This is a genomic window from Priestia sp. HNGD-A6 (assembly GCF_045784335.1).
Classification (GTDB): Bacteria; Bacillota; Bacilli; order Bacillales; family Bacillaceae_H; genus Priestia; species Priestia zanthoxyli.
On record NZ_CP138622.1, the window covers coordinates 139693 to 156774 of the forward strand.

13 protein-coding genes and 1 pseudogene are annotated in these 17082 nt (G+C 32.3%); 8 read left to right on the forward strand and 6 right to left on the reverse strand.

From position 1 onward, the window contains the following. Positions 1 to 7: 7 nt before the first annotated feature. A pseudogene (locus tag SCI76_RS27355) lies at positions 8 to 445 on the reverse strand (collagen-like repeat preface domain-containing protein); the annotation flags it as partial. A gap of 299 nt (positions 446 to 744) precedes the next feature. Here SCI76_RS27355 and SCI76_RS27360 point away from each other — a divergent pair. From SCI76_RS27360 to SCI76_RS27370, 3 genes are all read left to right on the forward strand, one after another. Next, complete coding sequence (locus tag SCI76_RS27360; RefSeq protein ID WP_099331448.1) at positions 745 to 1842, forward strand: glycosyltransferase family 2 protein; 1098 nt, start codon at positions 745 to 747, stop codon at positions 1840 to 1842. Then, positions 1832 to 3382 (forward strand): glycosyltransferase, encoded by a 1551-nt coding sequence (locus SCI76_RS27365; protein ID WP_099331449.1) that lies wholly within the window; start codon positions 1832 to 1834, stop codon positions 3380 to 3382. Before SCI76_RS27360 ends, SCI76_RS27365 begins: the two co-directional genes overlap by 11 nt. Before the next feature lie 439 nt (positions 3383 to 3821). Further along, a complete protein-coding gene (locus SCI76_RS27370) occupies positions 3822 to 4265 on the forward strand; it encodes a hypothetical protein (RefSeq protein WP_048018774.1) in 444 nt (147 codons plus the stop codon). 935 nt (positions 4266 to 5200) lie between these two features. Here SCI76_RS27370 and SCI76_RS27375 read toward each other — a convergent pair. Further along, positions 5201 to 5512, reverse strand: a complete 312-nt coding sequence (locus SCI76_RS27375) for a hypothetical protein (RefSeq protein WP_099331450.1) — start codon at positions 5510 to 5512, stop codon at positions 5201 to 5203. A 326-nt stretch (positions 5513 to 5838) separates the two neighbouring features. Between SCI76_RS27375 and SCI76_RS27380 the strand changes: the two genes are divergently transcribed. Together SCI76_RS27380 and SCI76_RS27385 are read left to right on the forward strand one after the other, a co-directional pair. Then, entirely contained in the window at positions 5839 to 6933 is a 1095-nt protein-coding gene (locus SCI76_RS27380; RefSeq protein ID WP_099331451.1) for a YsnF/AvaK domain-containing protein, read from the forward strand. Positions 6934 to 7266: 333 nt separating this feature from the next. Continuing rightward, positions 7267 to 7437: a hypothetical protein gene (locus tag SCI76_RS27385; protein WP_167387340.1), complete on the forward strand. Its 171-nt coding sequence runs from the start codon at positions 7267 to 7269 to the stop codon at positions 7435 to 7437. A gap of 339 nt (positions 7438 to 7776) precedes the next feature. Here SCI76_RS27385 and SCI76_RS27390 read toward each other — a convergent pair whose 3' ends face one another. Further along, positions 7777 to 10146 (reverse strand): P-loop ATPase, Sll1717 family, encoded by a 2370-nt coding sequence (locus SCI76_RS27390; protein ID WP_407545259.1) that lies wholly within the window; start codon positions 10144 to 10146, stop codon positions 7777 to 7779. A 206-nt stretch (positions 10147 to 10352) separates the two neighbouring features. Here SCI76_RS27390 and SCI76_RS27395 point away from each other — a divergent pair, with 206 nt between their 5' ends. Then, positions 10353 to 11201: an abortive infection system antitoxin AbiGi family protein gene (locus tag SCI76_RS27395; protein ID WP_407545260.1), complete on the forward strand. Its 849-nt coding sequence runs from the start codon at positions 10353 to 10355 to the stop codon at positions 11199 to 11201. A gap of 3 nt (positions 11202 to 11204) precedes the next feature. Beyond that, positions 11205 to 12440 (forward strand): abortive infection system toxin AbiGii family protein, encoded by a 1236-nt coding sequence (locus tag SCI76_RS27400; RefSeq protein ID WP_407545261.1) that lies wholly within the window; start codon positions 11205 to 11207, stop codon positions 12438 to 12440. Positions 12441 to 12576: 136 nt separating this feature from the next. Here the strand turns inward: SCI76_RS27400 and SCI76_RS27405 are convergent, their stop codons facing one another. Both SCI76_RS27405 and SCI76_RS27410 read right to left on the reverse strand, forming a co-directional pair. Next, positions 12577 to 13158, reverse strand: a complete 582-nt coding sequence (locus tag SCI76_RS27405; RefSeq protein ID WP_407545262.1) for a VanZ family protein — start codon at positions 13156 to 13158, stop codon at positions 12577 to 12579. Positions 13159 to 13177: 19 nt separating this feature from the next. Further along, on the reverse strand, positions 13178 to 14326 hold the full coding sequence (locus SCI76_RS27410) for a tyrosine-type recombinase/integrase (protein WP_407545263.1): 1149 nt from the start codon (positions 14324 to 14326) through the stop codon (positions 13178 to 13180). Positions 14327 to 14805: 479 nt separating this feature from the next. Here SCI76_RS27410 and SCI76_RS27415 point away from each other — a divergent pair, with 479 nt between their 5' ends. Further along, a complete protein-coding gene (locus SCI76_RS27415) occupies positions 14806 to 15777 on the forward strand; it encodes a helix-turn-helix domain-containing protein (RefSeq protein WP_155017629.1) in 972 nt (323 codons plus the stop codon). Positions 15778 to 16029: 252 nt separating this feature from the next. Here the strand turns inward: SCI76_RS27415 and SCI76_RS27420 are convergent, their stop codons facing one another. Continuing rightward, entirely contained in the window at positions 16030 to 17037 is a 1008-nt protein-coding gene (locus tag SCI76_RS27420; protein ID WP_108674965.1) for a DUF3231 family protein, read from the reverse strand. Positions 17038 to 17082: the final 45 nt, after the last annotated feature.

The following is a 17082-nucleotide window of genomic DNA, read 5'->3' on the forward strand; positions in this document are numbered from 1 at the left end:
AAATAACTTCGATTTGTATTAAAACTTTGAAGAATAGAATATGCGTCTCTGAATTTAAGCACAGAAGAGTAATAAGTGTTTTTAAACTATTAATTAGTGTTTCGAGTAACTTTACTGGAGGAACCAACCTTGTTTTTAAAGCAGATAATAAATTTTGAACAGTAATAATTAAATGATTAGTCATTGAAGAATCAGGTTTCAATTCATTTAATAAGACAATAAGACAGTTTAGTGAATTAGAAATAGTATTGATATTTTTAGAAGTGGGATTCTTCAGAATCAGAGGGATTTCCTTTTTTAACCTATCTAAAATAGTAAGCAACCTTTTAATTTGAGAACTCTTAATATCTATACAATCCATTTTTTTAGGATTCTTCTTTTTCAAGTAATTCATCTCATCGTTAGAAGTAAAGTACCTAACTTTAGATGCACGTCTATAAGCCATTGTGGTCCTCCTTTGTTTCAAAATAAATAATTCATTATAAATTCAACTTAGGTAATTTTTATATTTTAATTTAAAAAATCTTGGCGATAAAACATGATAGGAGCAAATTTGTATTAAAATAAGGAATTTTTCCTAATTATCTATACATAGTTATTATAAATATTAAAAAATATTTCAAATTAATAGCTATTTTATAGTAGAACTCAAAATTATCGCCTGAAAAACATATAAATATATACTGAGAGTAACAATTTAATATTTTTCCATGGATCTACTAAAATTTATAGGAGGAATGAGAAATGATTTCTATCAGTTTATGTATGATTGTTAAAAATGAAGAAGTATCACTTGGGAGGTGTCTGGAAAGTGTCTACCAATTAGTTGATGAAATAAATATTATTGATACAGGATCAAATGACCAAACAAAGAAAATTGCTAGAAACTATACAGATCGAATTTATGACTTTAAATGGATTGATGATTTTTCAGTTGCGCGTAACTATGCTTTTCAGAAGGCTACAAAAGATTATATTTTGTGGCTAGACGCAGATGATATATTGCTAGAAGAAGACCAAGAAAAGTTTTTTGAATTAAAAATAAATCTAGATTCTAATATTGACTCCGTCACGATGAATTATAATTTAGCAACAGATGAATACGGCAATGTTATAATAAGTCTAAGAAGAAATAGGTTAGTGAAGAGAAGTAAAGGGTTTAAGTGGATTGGTTTTGTCCATGAATACCTTGAGGTATGGGGGAACATTAGTAATAGTGAAGTAGCTATAACTCATAAAAGCATCCACCATGATTCTGAAAGAAATTTAAAAATTTATGAAAAAAATTTAATTAATGGCGAAGAGTTTTCTCCAAGAGACTTATATTATTTTGCGAATGAATTAAAAGATCATGGTCAAATTGCAAGAGCCATTAATTTTTATGAACGGTTCCTTTCAACAGAGAAGGGATGGGTTGAGGATAATATCGCAACGTGTAGAAACTTAGCTGATTGTTATCATGATGTTTTAGATAAAGAGAAAATGATGGAATCCTTACTACGATCCTTTACCTATGCTGCTCCCAGACCGGAAATCTGTTGCAGATTGGCTTACTTTTTTATAAAAAAAAATGATTACCGTTCTGCTGTTTTCTGGTATGATTTAGCAACAAAAACCGAAGTTTCAAAAGACAATTATGGAATTCACAATTATCTTTACTCTACATGGATTCCCCATATCCAACTATGTGTTTGTTATGATTATTTAGGAGACTATAGAATGGCAACCTACCACAATGAATTAGCAGGTGGTTATAGGCCTACCGATCCTAAATACCTGCATAATAAAAGTTATTTAGAAACCCAACTCCTGATAGAAGATGGTGTAGGAAGTGACTCATAAACTGAGAGTACTGATCGCAAGTCCTATACATCAAAAATTAGAAATTCTAAGTTTATTCTTAGAGTCTTTAAAGCAGCTCAAAAAAGAAGAGTTATTAGTACATTTCTATTTCATAGATGATAACGAAAACGCTGACTCTAGTCGTCTTCTTATACAATTTCAAGAGTGTATTGAATCAGTAGTTATTGAAAAATCATTCTATCAAGATGTTTATTTGAAGGATAAGCAGACTCATCAGTGGAATGAACATCTAGTGTGGAAAGTAGCTAATTTTAAAAATTTAATTATTAAGTATGCAAAAGAAAAAAACTATGATTATTTATTTTTTGTAGACTCTGATTTGTTGTTATCCCCAAAAACTCTTGTTCATTTGGTTCAACAACGAAAAGATATTATTTCTGAAATTTTTTGGACAAAATGGCAACCAGAATCGATAGAGCAACCTCAAGTATGGCTTTACGATGAATATACCCAATACAATGTACAACCTGGAAAACAGTTATCTGACGATCAAATAAATATCCGATATCAAGACTTCATTACTAAAATGAGAAATCCAGGAGTTTATGAGGTAGGAGGACTTGGTGCCTGCACTCTCATTTCACAAAATGCTCTTCAAAAAGGCGTTAACTTCAGCAAAATACCTAACTTAACATTTTGGGGAGAAGATCGCCATTTTTGTGTACGTGCAGCCGCAATAGGACTTTCTCTACATGTAGATACACACTATCCTGCCTACCATATTTATAGAGACACGGACATAAAGGGTGGAAAAACATTTCTTGAAAAAAACACGCCTAGACAGAAAGCTCCTATTTTAAACATTAATGTATCTACCCTTACAAAACCAGAACTTACCTTGTCTATGATAATTAAAGACGAGGGGAACCGTTTCTTAAGAGAAGTTTTAAAGAGCCACCTTCCTTACATCAATAATGCTGTCATTATTGATGATGGGAGTACAGACAATTCAGTTGAGATTTGTAAGGAAGTTTTAAAAACCGTACCATGCAAAATTGTGCAAAATAAAGTTTCGAAATTTTCTACTGAAGTAGAGCTACGCCAGCAACAATGGGAAGAGACAACCAAGACGAATCCTAATTGGATTTTAAATGTAGATGCCGATGAACTATTTGAACATAAATTTAAGCAAGAGGTAGAACAGCTTCTTGAACAAGAGGATTATGACCTTTATTCTTTTAGACTCTATGATTTTTGGAGTAATACCCATTATCGTGAGGACGAATATTGGTATGCTCATCTTTTCTATCGACCATTTCTCGCTCGATACAGGAAGGATTTCTCTTATGTATGGAACGAAACTCCTCAGCACTGTGGGAGGTTCCCTAAAAATATATTTCAGTTGCCAAATAGTATCTCTAACCTAAGAGTAAAACACTACGGGTGGTCCAAATTAGAATATCGCTTAGAAAAATACAAAAGGTATTTAACTATTGACCCTCAGGCTCGATATGGAATAAAAGAGCAATATGACTCAATTCTAGATAAAAGTCCCAACTTAATACAGTGGGAAGAGTAAAAAGATTACACATGTCCATTTCTTCAATAATCACTATTATATTTTAGTTTGCATATGTAGTAAAAAAAGTGAGAGTATACTTTGTTTAACTAATAGGAATAAATGAATTGAAGTGAAGGTAAGAGAACTAATAACTATTTTTTACTAGGCAGCTATTATTAAAATGGCTGTCTTTTTATATAGAAGGAAAACACAGTGAAATACTTGGTCGGATTAAGCATATTAGCAATAATAATTACGACATGCTCTCTAACTTAGAAAATGTTGGAGTCCATTCTAACGGCATAGATGAAACTATTAAACAGATTGGAAATAGATTAACTATGCATATGCTGCATGAAAGTGACTACTTTGTTGAGTTTGAACATGATTATGAAAATTCCGCAGAGGTTTTTGCGAAAAAGGGTATGCTAACGTTATTAAAAAAAGAGGTGCTGCTATGGAATCCCCTTTTGAAATGATAACAAATGTGGACAACGTCGAAAATGCTTATTATGTAGAAATAAAACCAGGTGAGTACAATGCAAAGTATTGGAATAAAGACTCGGTCTATTTTGCTGATGAAGCTTTTGCTTATTTCTACACCGTAATTCGCAAGTATGTCCCACAGTATCAACCTACAGAAGTGACAGAAATTAAAGCAGAAACATGGCTACTCATCAGTAATCAGCTGCAAGAACTCGCATGTTTTTTGATTAGCAACCCTCCTATGATTAAACTAAAGAAATGGATTGATTTTAATAAAGTGGAGGAAACGTACAAACAGTTTGATCGTCACAAAAAAACGTACATTCGTGAGTTGATTAACATGATTGACGAGTTCACAGCGTGGGTGACAAAAATCTGTCAAACACAGTCATACATCACCATTTTGGGTACTTAACAGGAAGTAATGCTACGTCTATTGGGTCATAAACCTAAAACTACAGATATATGGGATTATCAGAAAAGAACTCCTTAAGTAATAAGGGAAGTTTGAGGAATGTATATATACCACCTTATTGATAATAGCAGGAAAAAAAGTTGTATTTGTTCAATTATAAGATATATCATATAAAAAGCTAATTGACATAATCACTCTTTCCAGAAGACATCCAAAAAGAGAACCCTTGAGAGGCAAAGAGTTTAAGAATGAATGATTGTTTCCTTTATCCATGTTTTTATACATCCTTTATGTAACTAAGTTTACTCGATACCCAATGGAAGGAGAGTACATAACAGGTGCACGTTTTATTCACAAGCAACACATTAAAAATGGTCTCTAATTACAAAACATGGTAATCTACTTATGCTTCATACTTCGGATACGTATGAACAAACCCTTACAAAAAAAGCAACCTCGTTCATTGGCCAATGCCGAGGTTGCTTTTTTGCTTTTAATAGCTCTATTTAATCTTTTCTAATTCATTTAACATCTCATCAATAAATTGACTAATCTCTTTATCAACAAAGAGAGAGATAATAAGGAAGAATAAAATGAAGAAAAACATCAAAATATAGTTAATAAAATGAGAAAGATTCGGTTCGTGAGAGTAATGAATCAACAAAATTACTTATTATACTCTTCTTTATGCCATATTCTCTACATTCACGTAAGAAAACGCCACCTTTCACGGAAATTTTGAAGTAATAAGCTGAGTTGCAGTTATCGCGTCGGACACTAACTTTATCAGTAAATTCAGCATAGTAGTAAACTTTATCAAGGATGATTTTTTGTTATTCTTTCTCTTCTATAACGAAGTTAACTCTTTCTTCTTCGTTCTCATGTGAAAAATAATTTCAAATCTGTATAGCAGAAAGGAATTTATAGAAAAGCTGTTAGGATTTATTTCCTTTAAATATGATTTTTCTTTTCTCCTGTTTAATCCGTTTTAACCGTAGTTCTATCTTTTTATCTAACGCTCTATACAGTATTTCGCTAGTTGCACATATTAAAAATAAGATTAGAGTAATAATTGCAGCCTTTGGTACATGAAAATAGAAACAAAGTACGACTACAAGTAGTGACATAGCGTAAACAGAGTTGGTTACCCATCTTCTACTTCTATGAGCTTCTAGGTTTCTCTCAAGTAATTCTTTTTGCCCTTCTTCTTTTTTTGTATCTTTTAAATGATGGTATGTAGAACTCATCGCTTTTTCTCCCCCATGAAAACTAATTGTAAATTATCTCTGTATTAAATACCCTATATGTTTCAATTAAGGAAAAATATGAGGTTTTTCCTTTTTCATATTATATACGAACAAATGTTCTTTTTCAATAAAAACTCTAAAGTTTTCCCGAATATGGATATCGCCTCTACTTCATCTTTCTAAATTTTATAATTTAGGGGTCATTTACATAGTCATCCGTATCAAGTTTTAAATAGAAACCCACTGGGTACATGATATACACAATAAGGATGGAATTAAATGTGAAAAGAAGTTTTCGTTTAATTAAAATTTAAGGGGATGGGAAAATGGGAACGAAAAAACGAGTTGCAGGGATTTTTCATTCGGAGCAAGAAGCGATACATGCAATTAAGGGGTTAAAACATCAGGGGTATCGTGAAACAGACATATTAGTAGTAGCAAAGGATAGCACTAATACTTTACAGTTAGGGGCTGAAACGAATGTAATGATAGAAGCTGGAACACCAGCTGTAAGTTCGTTGGCAGGTGTGATGATGGACAGCTTTCTTACCATGATGACAGGTGGAATGATTTCTACTACCCAAGCTGGTGGCCTAACTTCAAAACTTGTTAGAATGGGGATTCAAAACTTTACTGCAAAACAGTGTGAAATGGATGTAAAGGAAGGGAAACTCCTTGTTCTAATTGATGTGGATGAAACTCAAATAATTCCTTCATATACTACTACGGTTAGGGAGTCGCCATACGAGACGGAGGAGCATAGGTCAGTGCAACTTCGTGAAGAGCAACTTAATGTAAGGAAAGAGCGAGTTCAGACTGGGGAAATACAGCTTCGTAAGGAAATTGTAGAAGAACTACGAACTATCCAGGTTCCAGTTATGCGTGAGGAAGTCTACGTAGAACGTCGCCCGGTCATAGACGGTCAGTATGATGGTAGCCCATTGACAGAGAACGAGATCATTCGTATTCCTATTATGGAGGAGCGAGTTGAAATAACCAAGAGGCCTGTAGTTGTGGAAGAAGTCATCATTGGTAAGCGTAAAATTCAAGAGGTTAAAGAGATGAAGGATATTGTTCTAAAGGAAGAAGCAAAAATTGAACAGTCAGAACTTCCCGCGATTCCTGAACTTGCTGACTCTGAAATCTATCAAAACATGGATAATCACGTAGATCAAAGTTACCAAGAAGTTGCTGCCGCAATTGCCTCTGATGCTCCAAAAGAGGAAAAAGTTAAACTTTCACCCAACAAGAAACAAGAAGCTCAACTTAAAGTGACAACTTCTCCTGTTATTAAAGAGATTGAAGAGGTTACAACCTCAGTAAACAATCAGCAACCAGAAAGTCAAATTAAAGACACGGATATTACGACTTCTGAAAAAGGAAAAAACAATGAGAAATCAACAAACAACCAAAAGAAATAAGTATATTTCCTCTATAGTTTATAGTAGAGAGAATAATTAGGAATATTTAAGGAAGGGCTGCCTAACTGTATTGGCAGCTTTTTTTATTTCTCTTTAAATTAACATAAGTAATGTTTCTAAAATCAAAAAAGAATTAAAATAACTCATTAAAATGAGCATAAACAGGTAATAAAATAAAAGAAATGACTTTCATTACTGGGGGTCATTTCTTTTATTCCTAAAAGTCCTGGAGATTATATCAAATTCAAACAGGTATTCTCACTAAATTCTAGAAATATTACTTATCAAAAAAACTTAAAAATATTTCCAAATTTGATAAAAGAAGGTGATTAAATGGAACGAAAGAAATTTATTGAATACATTGATAAGTTACTAGAACAGTCTAATGCATGGAGAAAGGATGCGGAGAAAAGAGAAGACTGGAACAGTGCGTGTTTTTACCAAGGTGAAGTCAAAGCTTATGAGAGAGTAAAGAGATTGGTTAATCAGCAGTTACATGTATAAATAAAAATTACAAACCTAACTCAGAAATGAGTAGGTTTTGCCTTATTTCTTTTTCTAGTTTACATAAGATAAATTCTAGGAACCAAATAAAATAAATTCTATTATTTAAATATAGAATTTATTTTAGCTAATCTAACGTTACTCTTTGCTATTTCTCTTTCACATTTAATTTATAGTTTAAAACATAAGTATGTAATTATAATTGCTAAATAAATACATACTTCAACTGTTAAATACTATGATGACCTTGTGTTTCCTACTAGTGCTTCATATAGCTAACTAGAATAAATACAGCAGCCTTGTAATTAAATTAAATGTAGGCTGCTGCTAATTAATTACTTAAAAAGTATATTGACTATTTTTTGATTTTTCGATTCCAAGGTATGCATAAAAAGCAGGGTTAATTTTATATCTATGTGATTGAGAGTTTCGTTCGGCCAACCTCTCAGCTAGCCTATTAATTACTTTTGATGGTCTCTTTTCACTGTAGTATTGAAACTTATTATCTTGGATTTCTTTTCCGATAAATGTCATCTCACAAAGAATTTCTATTAATTCTTCAGTTCTACCTGGGTTACTGTGTTCTAAATATTCCTTTAGTTGTTCATAGGTAATTATAGAATTTTCGCCAGCAAATTCATAGAACAGGGATTCTAAGTCCTGAATTCTTCCCCCATTCTCAGGAAATAAAGATTGAAGGGCATATTCAGAATAAGAATATTCTGCAGATTTAAAATCCTCCTCTTCTACTTTTGAATGTCCTCTATTGATTGCTTCTTGGAGTGCAGCTTTAAATAAATATATAATGTCCCTTGGCCGGGGTAAAATTAAATCAGTAACAAATTTTTTTAATGGAATTCCGTCTATTTCTTTACAAAAATACTGATCCCATAAAGCTTCAGGGCTTGTAATCCCATCCCTACTATATTGAATTCTATTCTCAATAACACGGAATAATAAAAGAGGTTCAGACCAAGACAGGTGTTTTGTAGGAATTTTGTCTCTTTCAGAAGCGAAACTCATTAATCTTGAAAAGATATCACTTCTTATAAAAACTATTAATGAAAGATTTACCTTTAAATGTTTGTATGAGCTTTTGTGGAATTCATCTGTTATTTTATGGGCTACATTTAATAATCCAAATAACAGATGACTCAACTTCTCAATTTTAGCGTTGTCATTCCAATTTTTATCTAGATTATCTATTAAGATCGTTACCTTTTCTTTATTTTCAAGAACATTCCCTAGGTGATCTCTTAATTGTTTAATTACTGTGTCATGAAGGTATTCGCTTACCTTTAACCTTTGTTCTTCCATCGACTGGCTTTGTGTTAAATTACTAAGGTTAGAAATAATGTTATCAAGCCTTAATGTAAAGTCCGCATTAATAAGTCTTTCGTTCTTTTTTACAAATTCAAAAAACTCTTCTTCCTGTTTAGATCTTTGATGATGTAGTGGTAAACAATCTAAAAATTCAAAATATTGTTTAGCCATCTCGGTATAAATAAGACATTTCCATATACTTTCTATAAGGTGCCCTTGTTCTGCTTCATTCCTTAACTTTGTGAATATATTTAAGACTCCTTCAAACTCATGTCCCTGAGGTTGTATAGGAATAATAAAGTTTCTTTTATCAGCCGAAAGCTCATTTTTTAGCTTTATTAAGTTAGCAGTTTTCCCGGTTCCCTTTCTACCCACAAATAAGACTTGCTGGGAATTTAAAGCTTCTTTGTATTCTGCTGTCTCTAGGAAATACTCCACTAAGTCATGGTTCTCATTTTCTGCAACGTAATCTCCAATAATCAAACTTGATAACTTCCCCAATGCTTTTTGTTCAGACTTATATTCTGTATAATCCTCCTCTAAACTCTTATAGCCTGTGAGTATAGGATCAAACCATTCTCTAAAGTATGTCTCACACTCATCAGCATTAGAATGAATTTTTAATAGGTCCTGATAATCTAAGGGAGCTTGAAAGGGTTCGTGTGCTAGTAATAGAGTTTTTAATCCCAATCCCTTAGAGAGGCCTGAAACTAAGGCTTTTCTTGCTGTAATTATTGGATTTTCCTCTTCACTATCTTTTGTGTGGAAGTGTATAACGACTCCTAAGGCATTAGGCAAAACATTTAAATACCAGCTTAAAGGCTGGTTTCCCTCATACGGATCATCCATTTTCTGAGGTAATGAAGATTTTTTTATTAGTGAGGATACTTTATTAGATGCACTAGTATTCTTCTCACACGTTAAATATATAAGATTTCTAGTAATTTCAACTTGGTTACTTTTTATATCTATAGAATTACTGTACTCATGAGGAGATTCTGCAAAGAAAAGATTTGCTAACTCCTCAGAGTTTTCATATCCAGCATAGCCAATGGTAGTTATAGGCCTTAAAGTTTTGTAGTTTGCTACAGCCCTTGCATGTGATCTGTTTAATGTAATCCATATTTTCTTTTCTTTAGAGATTGCATAACCAAGCTCATATAGTACGTTAAAATTTAGATAGGTAAGATCACAGATAAATAAGTCACACTCATCGATAGCTTTCAAAATCCCATTTATAATACTTTTACCGGATATAGTTAAATCCTCCCAAGTTGTTATTGTTACCCCCTTAGAGTTATTAATTATTTTTACTGCCTCATGTATATCTTCTAATAAATCTTTTCTATTACTTGCATACGCATAAAAAGCTTTTTTATTTCTCATTTTCCCACCCCTTTTAATCAGTCTGATTTTACAAAGAATAACATGGGTTATTCTTCCTGTATATTTAAATATAAGTCAAAAATCATAAAAAAGTAACTATTTTAGTAATTTAATAGGTTTTAAGATGTAAAAGATATAAAAAATGATGTTTTTAGGTGTATAATTCCTTATACAGTTATATCCATTTATTAACTAGGGAGGAAAAAATGACTCAAGCTACAAAGAAATCTACTGACAATAACATTTTTAAAAGTGAAGGAGCTCTTCAAACAAACCAGGCGTTCATTCGACCAAAACAAAGTGCAAATGTTCTATTCAAATGTATGAAAAAGTTGGACTATCTAAAATTCACTTTAAAATCGAAAGCCATTTTACCTCGTTATTATGAAGAGAAAATCGACTATCTGGACATCAAAGAAATAGATAAAATCGCTTTCCCTATGAGTTGTTTTTGTGATATCCATTTGAATAAATTGATTGATCACATGGGTAACTATGGAGACTTTGCAATTGGTATGAATAAGGAATGGGGGATTAGACAAGGAATCCAGCCTATTCATTACATCAATGAGTATTCTGTTTTGGGCAAAGATTTTAGCTCAATCTTTAATCACGCTACACATGCAGCTGATGACCAAAGAAAGGATTTTAGCGCTTACAATAATTATCTATTAACGGACCTGCTTTTTATGAAGCCACTTGAAGGCGAAATGATCACAGACAAAGGGTATGAAATTCGTAATTTTCACGATGAAAGGGAATGGCGCTTTATTCCCAACATCAATGAGGTTGATACAGAGTTGCCATTAGTTATTCCTCAACAGCAAATGAATGAAAAAAGTTATGGTGCTTACTCAGAAGCCATTCAAACGCGCCCAGAATTATGGTTAAAATTCGAACTAAGTGCTATTAAATACATTATTGTGACCGATAAAAGTTCAAAAATGGAGCTAATTAACTTTTTAAGAGATAATAACGTGGCTGAAAACGAAGAAGAGTTTTTTGATCTTGTGTCAAAAATTATGGTGTTTAACGATTTAAAGGAGGATTGGTAAACCATGTTTGCTAATTTTGAAAAAGCTTTTTTTAAAAAAAATGAAATGGATGATAAAATTCCTGCAGAAGTATTAACGTCACTAGGCCAAAAGCGTAACTTGCCAGACGGACTTATGTACGCAGATGTAGGAAACGGTGCATGTGCAGTCTTCGCTAGCGACACAGAGAAAATGAACCTAAAAGGCTTCAACGTAGAAATACCCAATGATTTACCTAAAAACTTCGAACCTACTAATTTCCATGAAGTAATGGAATTCATGTATCGGACACAACGTAAGCTTAAAGTTAAAACAAGTAAAGAGAAAGTATTGTCTCTGAACGGAAAGCAAATCCACATTGAGGACCTAGTTCAATTTCCTTTAAAGGAGGCTGCTTTGGATGAATTTGAACTTTTCTTAGATCCTGCACCGTTTCCACCACCTTTCACCGTATCATTAGAGGGAAATGGAGTGGTTAAACAATTCTCTATGCAAAGACAGCCCTATCCTGACATGAATAAAACGAAATTTAAAAGTATTAACAATCCTGCTTTTGAAATTTCCTATATTTTAAACGAAAGCAATAGACGCTTGACCTTTACTTTTAAATACAATATTGAACATGCTAAAGATTCAACTGAAGTTATTGAAATATTAAAGCTTTATCAGGCTTGTGCAAAACAAGACTTCAAATTACAAGGACATCCATTTCCGCCTTCAAACGCCAATGAAACTGAAAGTAAATCAATTGCTCAAATCATTAATTTTTGGGAGAAAATACGCGCTTTAGAAGATGTTTTACAAGTTACATTCATTCCCTCTTCTAAACCAGATCGAAAAGATGTCTTTAACATTGAAAAGCTGTACCGTTCTTTAGTAGAAAAGAGACCCTTTAAAGAATATGTAAATATCACCGATTTTACATTAGACGTTTCTCCTGGATTTAATGGAGATGAGCTATTAAATGAGGATGGAATCGTACTTCATTACTCTAATCGTGAAGAGGTCAAAGTTCTTGGGGTAGAATTAGATCTTTATAATATAAAAGGTTATTTCCATTTTAGAATAACGCATATGGAACCACTAAATGCTGAAAAATCCAAGTACCGATTGTTTGTGAAACCACTGAAAGAAAAGAGAATATTTCAATCTACTTTTATGTTTAAAACAGAAGCTGAAATGACAAATTATATGAGTAATATTACTACTAATTCCAATACATTTAAGCTTCAAGAAGCAGAAGAGCTTTCAATTGATTAATTGAGAATCTTTATTTTAGAGGAAAAACCACGAATAAATATAACAAAGATGGTTCTGGTTCGAAAACTACGCCCTATTTTTCTAGCTTGTATTTTTTGAAGCAGAACCATAAAAACAGTCATAAAATAGTCTGCTTTTATTTTAATCCAAATATTTCATCTCTTAGAACCTTTACATATATGTATTTGTAGAATAGAAAACCAATTCCAGAACCAATGGTGTTTAGTAGTAGGTCATCCACATCAAAACTTCTATATGTGAATCCTATAATTGAAGAAACAGTATACTGTAATGATTCAATAAGAAGGGAGACTGAAACACACACAATTACAATCGTCTTACATTTTGTTAGCTTAGGAAATACCGATGGAATAAAAATTGCCAAAGGAAATAACAGAATAAGATTTCCACCCAATTGATAAATATTTGACATAATAAAATTTCCATCTATTACTCCAATAATAGACTTTAAAGGAATCAAGTTATTTACTTCATTATCTCCACTACTAATTCGGTATTGTATTAAATTATCATCTACAGGCATAGGAAATAATGTTACAGATAGTAAACCTATTAAATAAAAGATCAATAATAATAACATAAATACCTTTTCTAATTTATATTTCTTTTTTAAGACTATACGATTAAACAAAAAAATTGATATAACAATACCTAAAATCCACGAACCGTAAATGAAAGGAAATATTTCTGTTAACATTCTCTTTTAACACCTACCATTAAAAATCTTGTTCCTTCCACAACAATCCAATTTCTTGTTCACGCTGTAAAACCTTCTCCAGATAACGTTCGGTGGTCTTACGATCACTGTGACCTAGTTCTTTTTGAATTAAAAAGATGTCTGCTCCCTGCTGCCTACTATAAATGGCATAAAAATGACGAAAATAATGAGGCGTAATCCTGTCATTCCGTTCTTTTATAAAAGGTAATTCCGTTCGTTTAATGATACGCACAATATAATTACTTAAGTTTTTATATTGATAATAGTCTCCATCTTTAGTTGGAAATAATGGACTTTGATCACTTGAATTTAATGCTGTACTGGCATGACGTCGTTCTCGAAAAGCAAGAATACGTTCATATAGCGATGGATGAAGTAACTTATCAAATTTCTTTCCACCCTTCCCTACTCCTCTTAGTCGATAATGACCACTTAAACTGTCTAGATATACATCTCCCCACGAGGCTTTAGCTATTTCCTGTACACGCAATCCTGTCATAGCTAACATCGTTAACAATCCATAATTAATAGGATGGTCTTTGTAGTAATCTAGGAGCTGTTTGACTTCATGGTAATACAAATCTCGATTTGGAATTTCTTGCTCAGATAGTGAAGTGCTTAAGATTTCTTTATGTAATGGATGCTGAATATACTCCGTTTCATGTAGCCATTTCATGAAACTTTTTAAAATCGTCATTTTTGCGTCTAAAGTTGCAGGTGAATATGGCTTTCCACCCTTTCCTAATAGTGCTGTGCTTAAATATGTTTGGTAGTTCCGTATATGCCAAGGTCTTAAGTTTTTAAACATAGTTTCTTCTATATAATAGTCTACATCTTGGCGTAAGAATGACTCACTTTCTACCGCATACTGATAGAACTGCAACAAAATCCGCAAGTATTCGTTTTTTGTATTTTCTTTTCGTTCTCGATCCTTTCGAATATGCTTTCGCTGATGAACATAATAGTACATCATTTCTTCATCCGTAAAATCACTGAACTTATCTTCGCTTTTTCTCTGGTGATTCTCATTTCTTTCTTCTAATGCATCATAATATTTATTATCTAGCATCAATGAAACGATTTTATTGAAATCCCCTTTTCTTTCTCTTACTTCTGTTCTTATATGTACTAATGAGAAATCTCCCATAAAACCTCTCCTTTTTCAAAATGCGTCTTCTTATTTATAGCTCTTCCTTGTGTTAAGATATTTTCTTAACTATGTAAGGGTTAAGTTTGTATTTATATGTATATAGATGATAAATAACCTTTAAAACGCAATAATACTTTTAATAACAAGGGTTAAACTACTAAGTATTTTCATTAAATATCTAATATTATTATAATCAAATATACATTTAAAGTTATTTATTATAGTTATTACTTATTAATTGTAACTTATTTAAAAGTAAAAGTATAAACTTACTTTTTATAAAAATAGTTTATTATTTATATTATTTGTAGAAAAATCTCCTATTTGTCATCACTTAGAGTAAATAATAAAACATAAATATTTATAAGTTAGTTATAACATTTACATATTGATTATAAAAACTTTTAAACTCTAACTATATGTATATATGATATAATTAATTATTAGATGAAGAAAAAAGAATAGGAGTGTATGTTATGATTGATAATCCTACTAAAATTATTACTATTGAAGATGTGATGGAGATGTTATCTATTTCATCAAAGAAAACGATTTATACATATATTCAGCAAGGAAAATTAAATCCTATTAATAAAGATGACTGGCATATCGAAGGACGCTATGAATTTGATATCGAAGATGTCGTTCGTTTGCAAGAAGAATTAAAGAAGCCTGGACTTACGACAAAAGAGGTAGCCCAGCAACTTGATATCTCGGTTACAACGGTCAATAAATATATTAAGCAAGAGCTGTTACCAGCATTCCAAGAAGAATATCGAGGAATTAATTGTTATTTTGTCAATGAAGAAGATTTAGAAGAATTTAAGCGTACACATGAAGTTGGGCGCAAACCGAGTAAGCGTCATTTCTATCATGCTGAACAAAATGTGGCTTTATTTCAGCTTTTTGTAAAAAAAGGTGAAGAAAAAGAGCAGTTTGCACGTATCATCTCGGTAGAAGATCCAATTATGGCTGTTACAGAGCAACATGAAGAGATAACAGTAGAAGAATTACTTGATCGAGGCTATGAAGCAGCCTATAAAATTGAATCAAAAAAACCGATTACGAAAGAAGGCTATGCAACATTTGCTTTTAAGCAAACAGCTTATGCAAAATCACAACTTTATAAGCTTATGGATTTATTTTATCAGTACCTAAGTCCAACTAACATGAGAATTACGCCACAAGAAGAGAAAGAACAATTTATAGTTGAAATCAAACCTGTACTGTTGACAGAATCAGCTCAAGAAATCATTGAATTATTAGAGTCGGTTCTTGTCTCAGGAAAGATTAATAAACGTAGCCGTGGCATTTATATTGATAGCGATTTGGAAGTGGTACGTGTAAAGCTATCAAGCGATTTGAAAGAAGAATTGCAACAAAAAGCGAAAGAGCTAGGTAAAAGAAATATTGAAGAATTGTTACTATATGCTGTACAAAAATTATAAAATACAGATAATCAATATAAGCTATTCGTATATGCTGAACTATCTATGTGAATAGCTTATATCTTAAGTGCGTAAAATACTTAAGAAGCCGTGAGGCATCATTGGATAAAGTCGAAAAGTAAAAACTACCTTCTTTCACAAGTTGGTAGTTTTTACTATATTCATTCATATATAATATATCTTTTCTCAAGTTAGGATGAGAGCCTTTATTGATATAGTTTACTTCGGAGTATTACCTTTATGGCTTATAGTTTACGTATTAGCTAATTTGTCACGATCTTCCGAAAGTGGTGGTTCCTCCAGCCAACCATTATTTATCATCATCTTTGCACCATCTTCTGCATATTTAGCAATTTCTGCAGCCAACCGGACATAATCGACAGATAGATCCTTTCTTATACTGGTTGCCATCGATGCGCCATATAGCCCTATACTGAGACCAATCAAAGCTGTTGTCATAAACATCATCATTTTATCGGAAAAAGGAGGGATTTTTGAATCGGTTATTTCGTTATCCCAAGTCATAGGTACTGGCAAGTCATCGTCTTTTAATACAGAACCAAATATCTCTGTATGTTTAGACGCAATTTCTTTTCCACGTACCATAAACCTTCCTACTTCCTTTGACTGAGCGACTTGACTAAATCCTATCATTACAGCTTTCCCCATAGCGTTCTTTTGTAAGTTTAAGAAAAGATTTGTAATTTCAATTGCTGATAAAGGTCTTTTGTGACCGAACCAACCAGACATAAACGTTTGATCCTCAACAAACCTTACTTCTTGAGGAGGGCTCAGGTACGGTGAACGGATGAATAACCCTTTTGACAATAATAAATTTTTAGTTAAACTATCAAATTCACTAAGTTCACGAATACACTCAGAAAAATATGTGTCTACATCCGATCGTACAGATGCTGCCTTCGCAACAGCGTAAAAATTAAGAGCCATGGCCCCCATACTAGAGCTGAAATATAACATGAAGCTATCCGAGAACAATTTTGGAGCAGCAGTATTTACGTCTTCTTTTACAACAAACCCTTGTGGTAAAGGAAATTTCTCTTTATGAAAAATAGTAGTTAATTTCTGTAAATGAATTTGTGTTAATTCTAAACCTTTATCTAGAATAGTTTGTACTTGGTTGTCTTCCACAACTTTCAAGAAATGGGTGAATAAACAGTGACACATGCTGCTATTCATGTAAGATGACCACAGTTGTGCAATTTCTGCAGCACTCAATTTAACATTATGTTCGGTTCCCATGTACTTATCTCCTTGCAAATATAATTTGCCTTTAGTATGTGAAAT

What these genes read in the sequence shown, in the direction of transcription:
- SCI76_RS27375 (WP_099331450.1), bottom strand. Translation starts at nt 5,512, where the DNA reads ATGAGTTCTACATACCATCATTTAAAAGATACAAAAAAAGAAGAAGGG.
- SCI76_RS27390 (WP_407545259.1), bottom strand. Translation starts at nt 10,146, where the DNA reads ATGAGAAATAAAAAAGCTTTTTATGCGTATGCAAGTAATAGAAAAGAT.
- SCI76_RS27385 (WP_167387340.1), top strand. Translation starts at nt 7,267, where the DNA reads ATGGAACGAAAGAAATTTATTGAATACATTGATAAGTTACTAGAACAG.
- SCI76_RS27360 (WP_099331448.1), top strand. Translation starts at nt 745, where the DNA reads ATGATTTCTATCAGTTTATGTATGATTGTTAAAAATGAAGAAGTATCA.
- SCI76_RS27400 (WP_407545261.1), top strand. Translation starts at nt 11,205, where the DNA reads ATGTTTGCTAATTTTGAAAAAGCTTTTTTTAAAAAAAATGAAATGGAT.
- SCI76_RS27380 (WP_099331451.1), top strand. Translation starts at nt 5,839, where the DNA reads ATGGGAACGAAAAAACGAGTTGCAGGGATTTTTCATTCGGAGCAAGAA.
- SCI76_RS27405 (WP_407545262.1), bottom strand. Translation starts at nt 13,158, where the DNA reads ATGTTAACAGAAATATTTCCTTTCATTTACGGTTCGTGGATTTTAGGT.
- SCI76_RS27415 (WP_155017629.1), top strand. Translation starts at nt 14,806, where the DNA reads ATGATTGATAATCCTACTAAAATTATTACTATTGAAGATGTGATGGAG.
- SCI76_RS27395 (WP_407545260.1), top strand. Translation starts at nt 10,353, where the DNA reads ATGACTCAAGCTACAAAGAAATCTACTGACAATAACATTTTTAAAAGT.
- SCI76_RS27410 (WP_407545263.1), bottom strand. Translation starts at nt 14,326, where the DNA reads ATGGGAGATTTCTCATTAGTACATATAAGAACAGAAGTAAGAGAAAGA.
- SCI76_RS27420 (WP_108674965.1), bottom strand. Translation starts at nt 17,037, where the DNA reads ATGGGAACCGAACATAATGTTAAATTGAGTGCTGCAGAAATTGCACAA.
- SCI76_RS27370 (WP_048018774.1), top strand. Translation starts at nt 3,822, where the DNA reads ATGGAATCCCCTTTTGAAATGATAACAAATGTGGACAACGTCGAAAAT.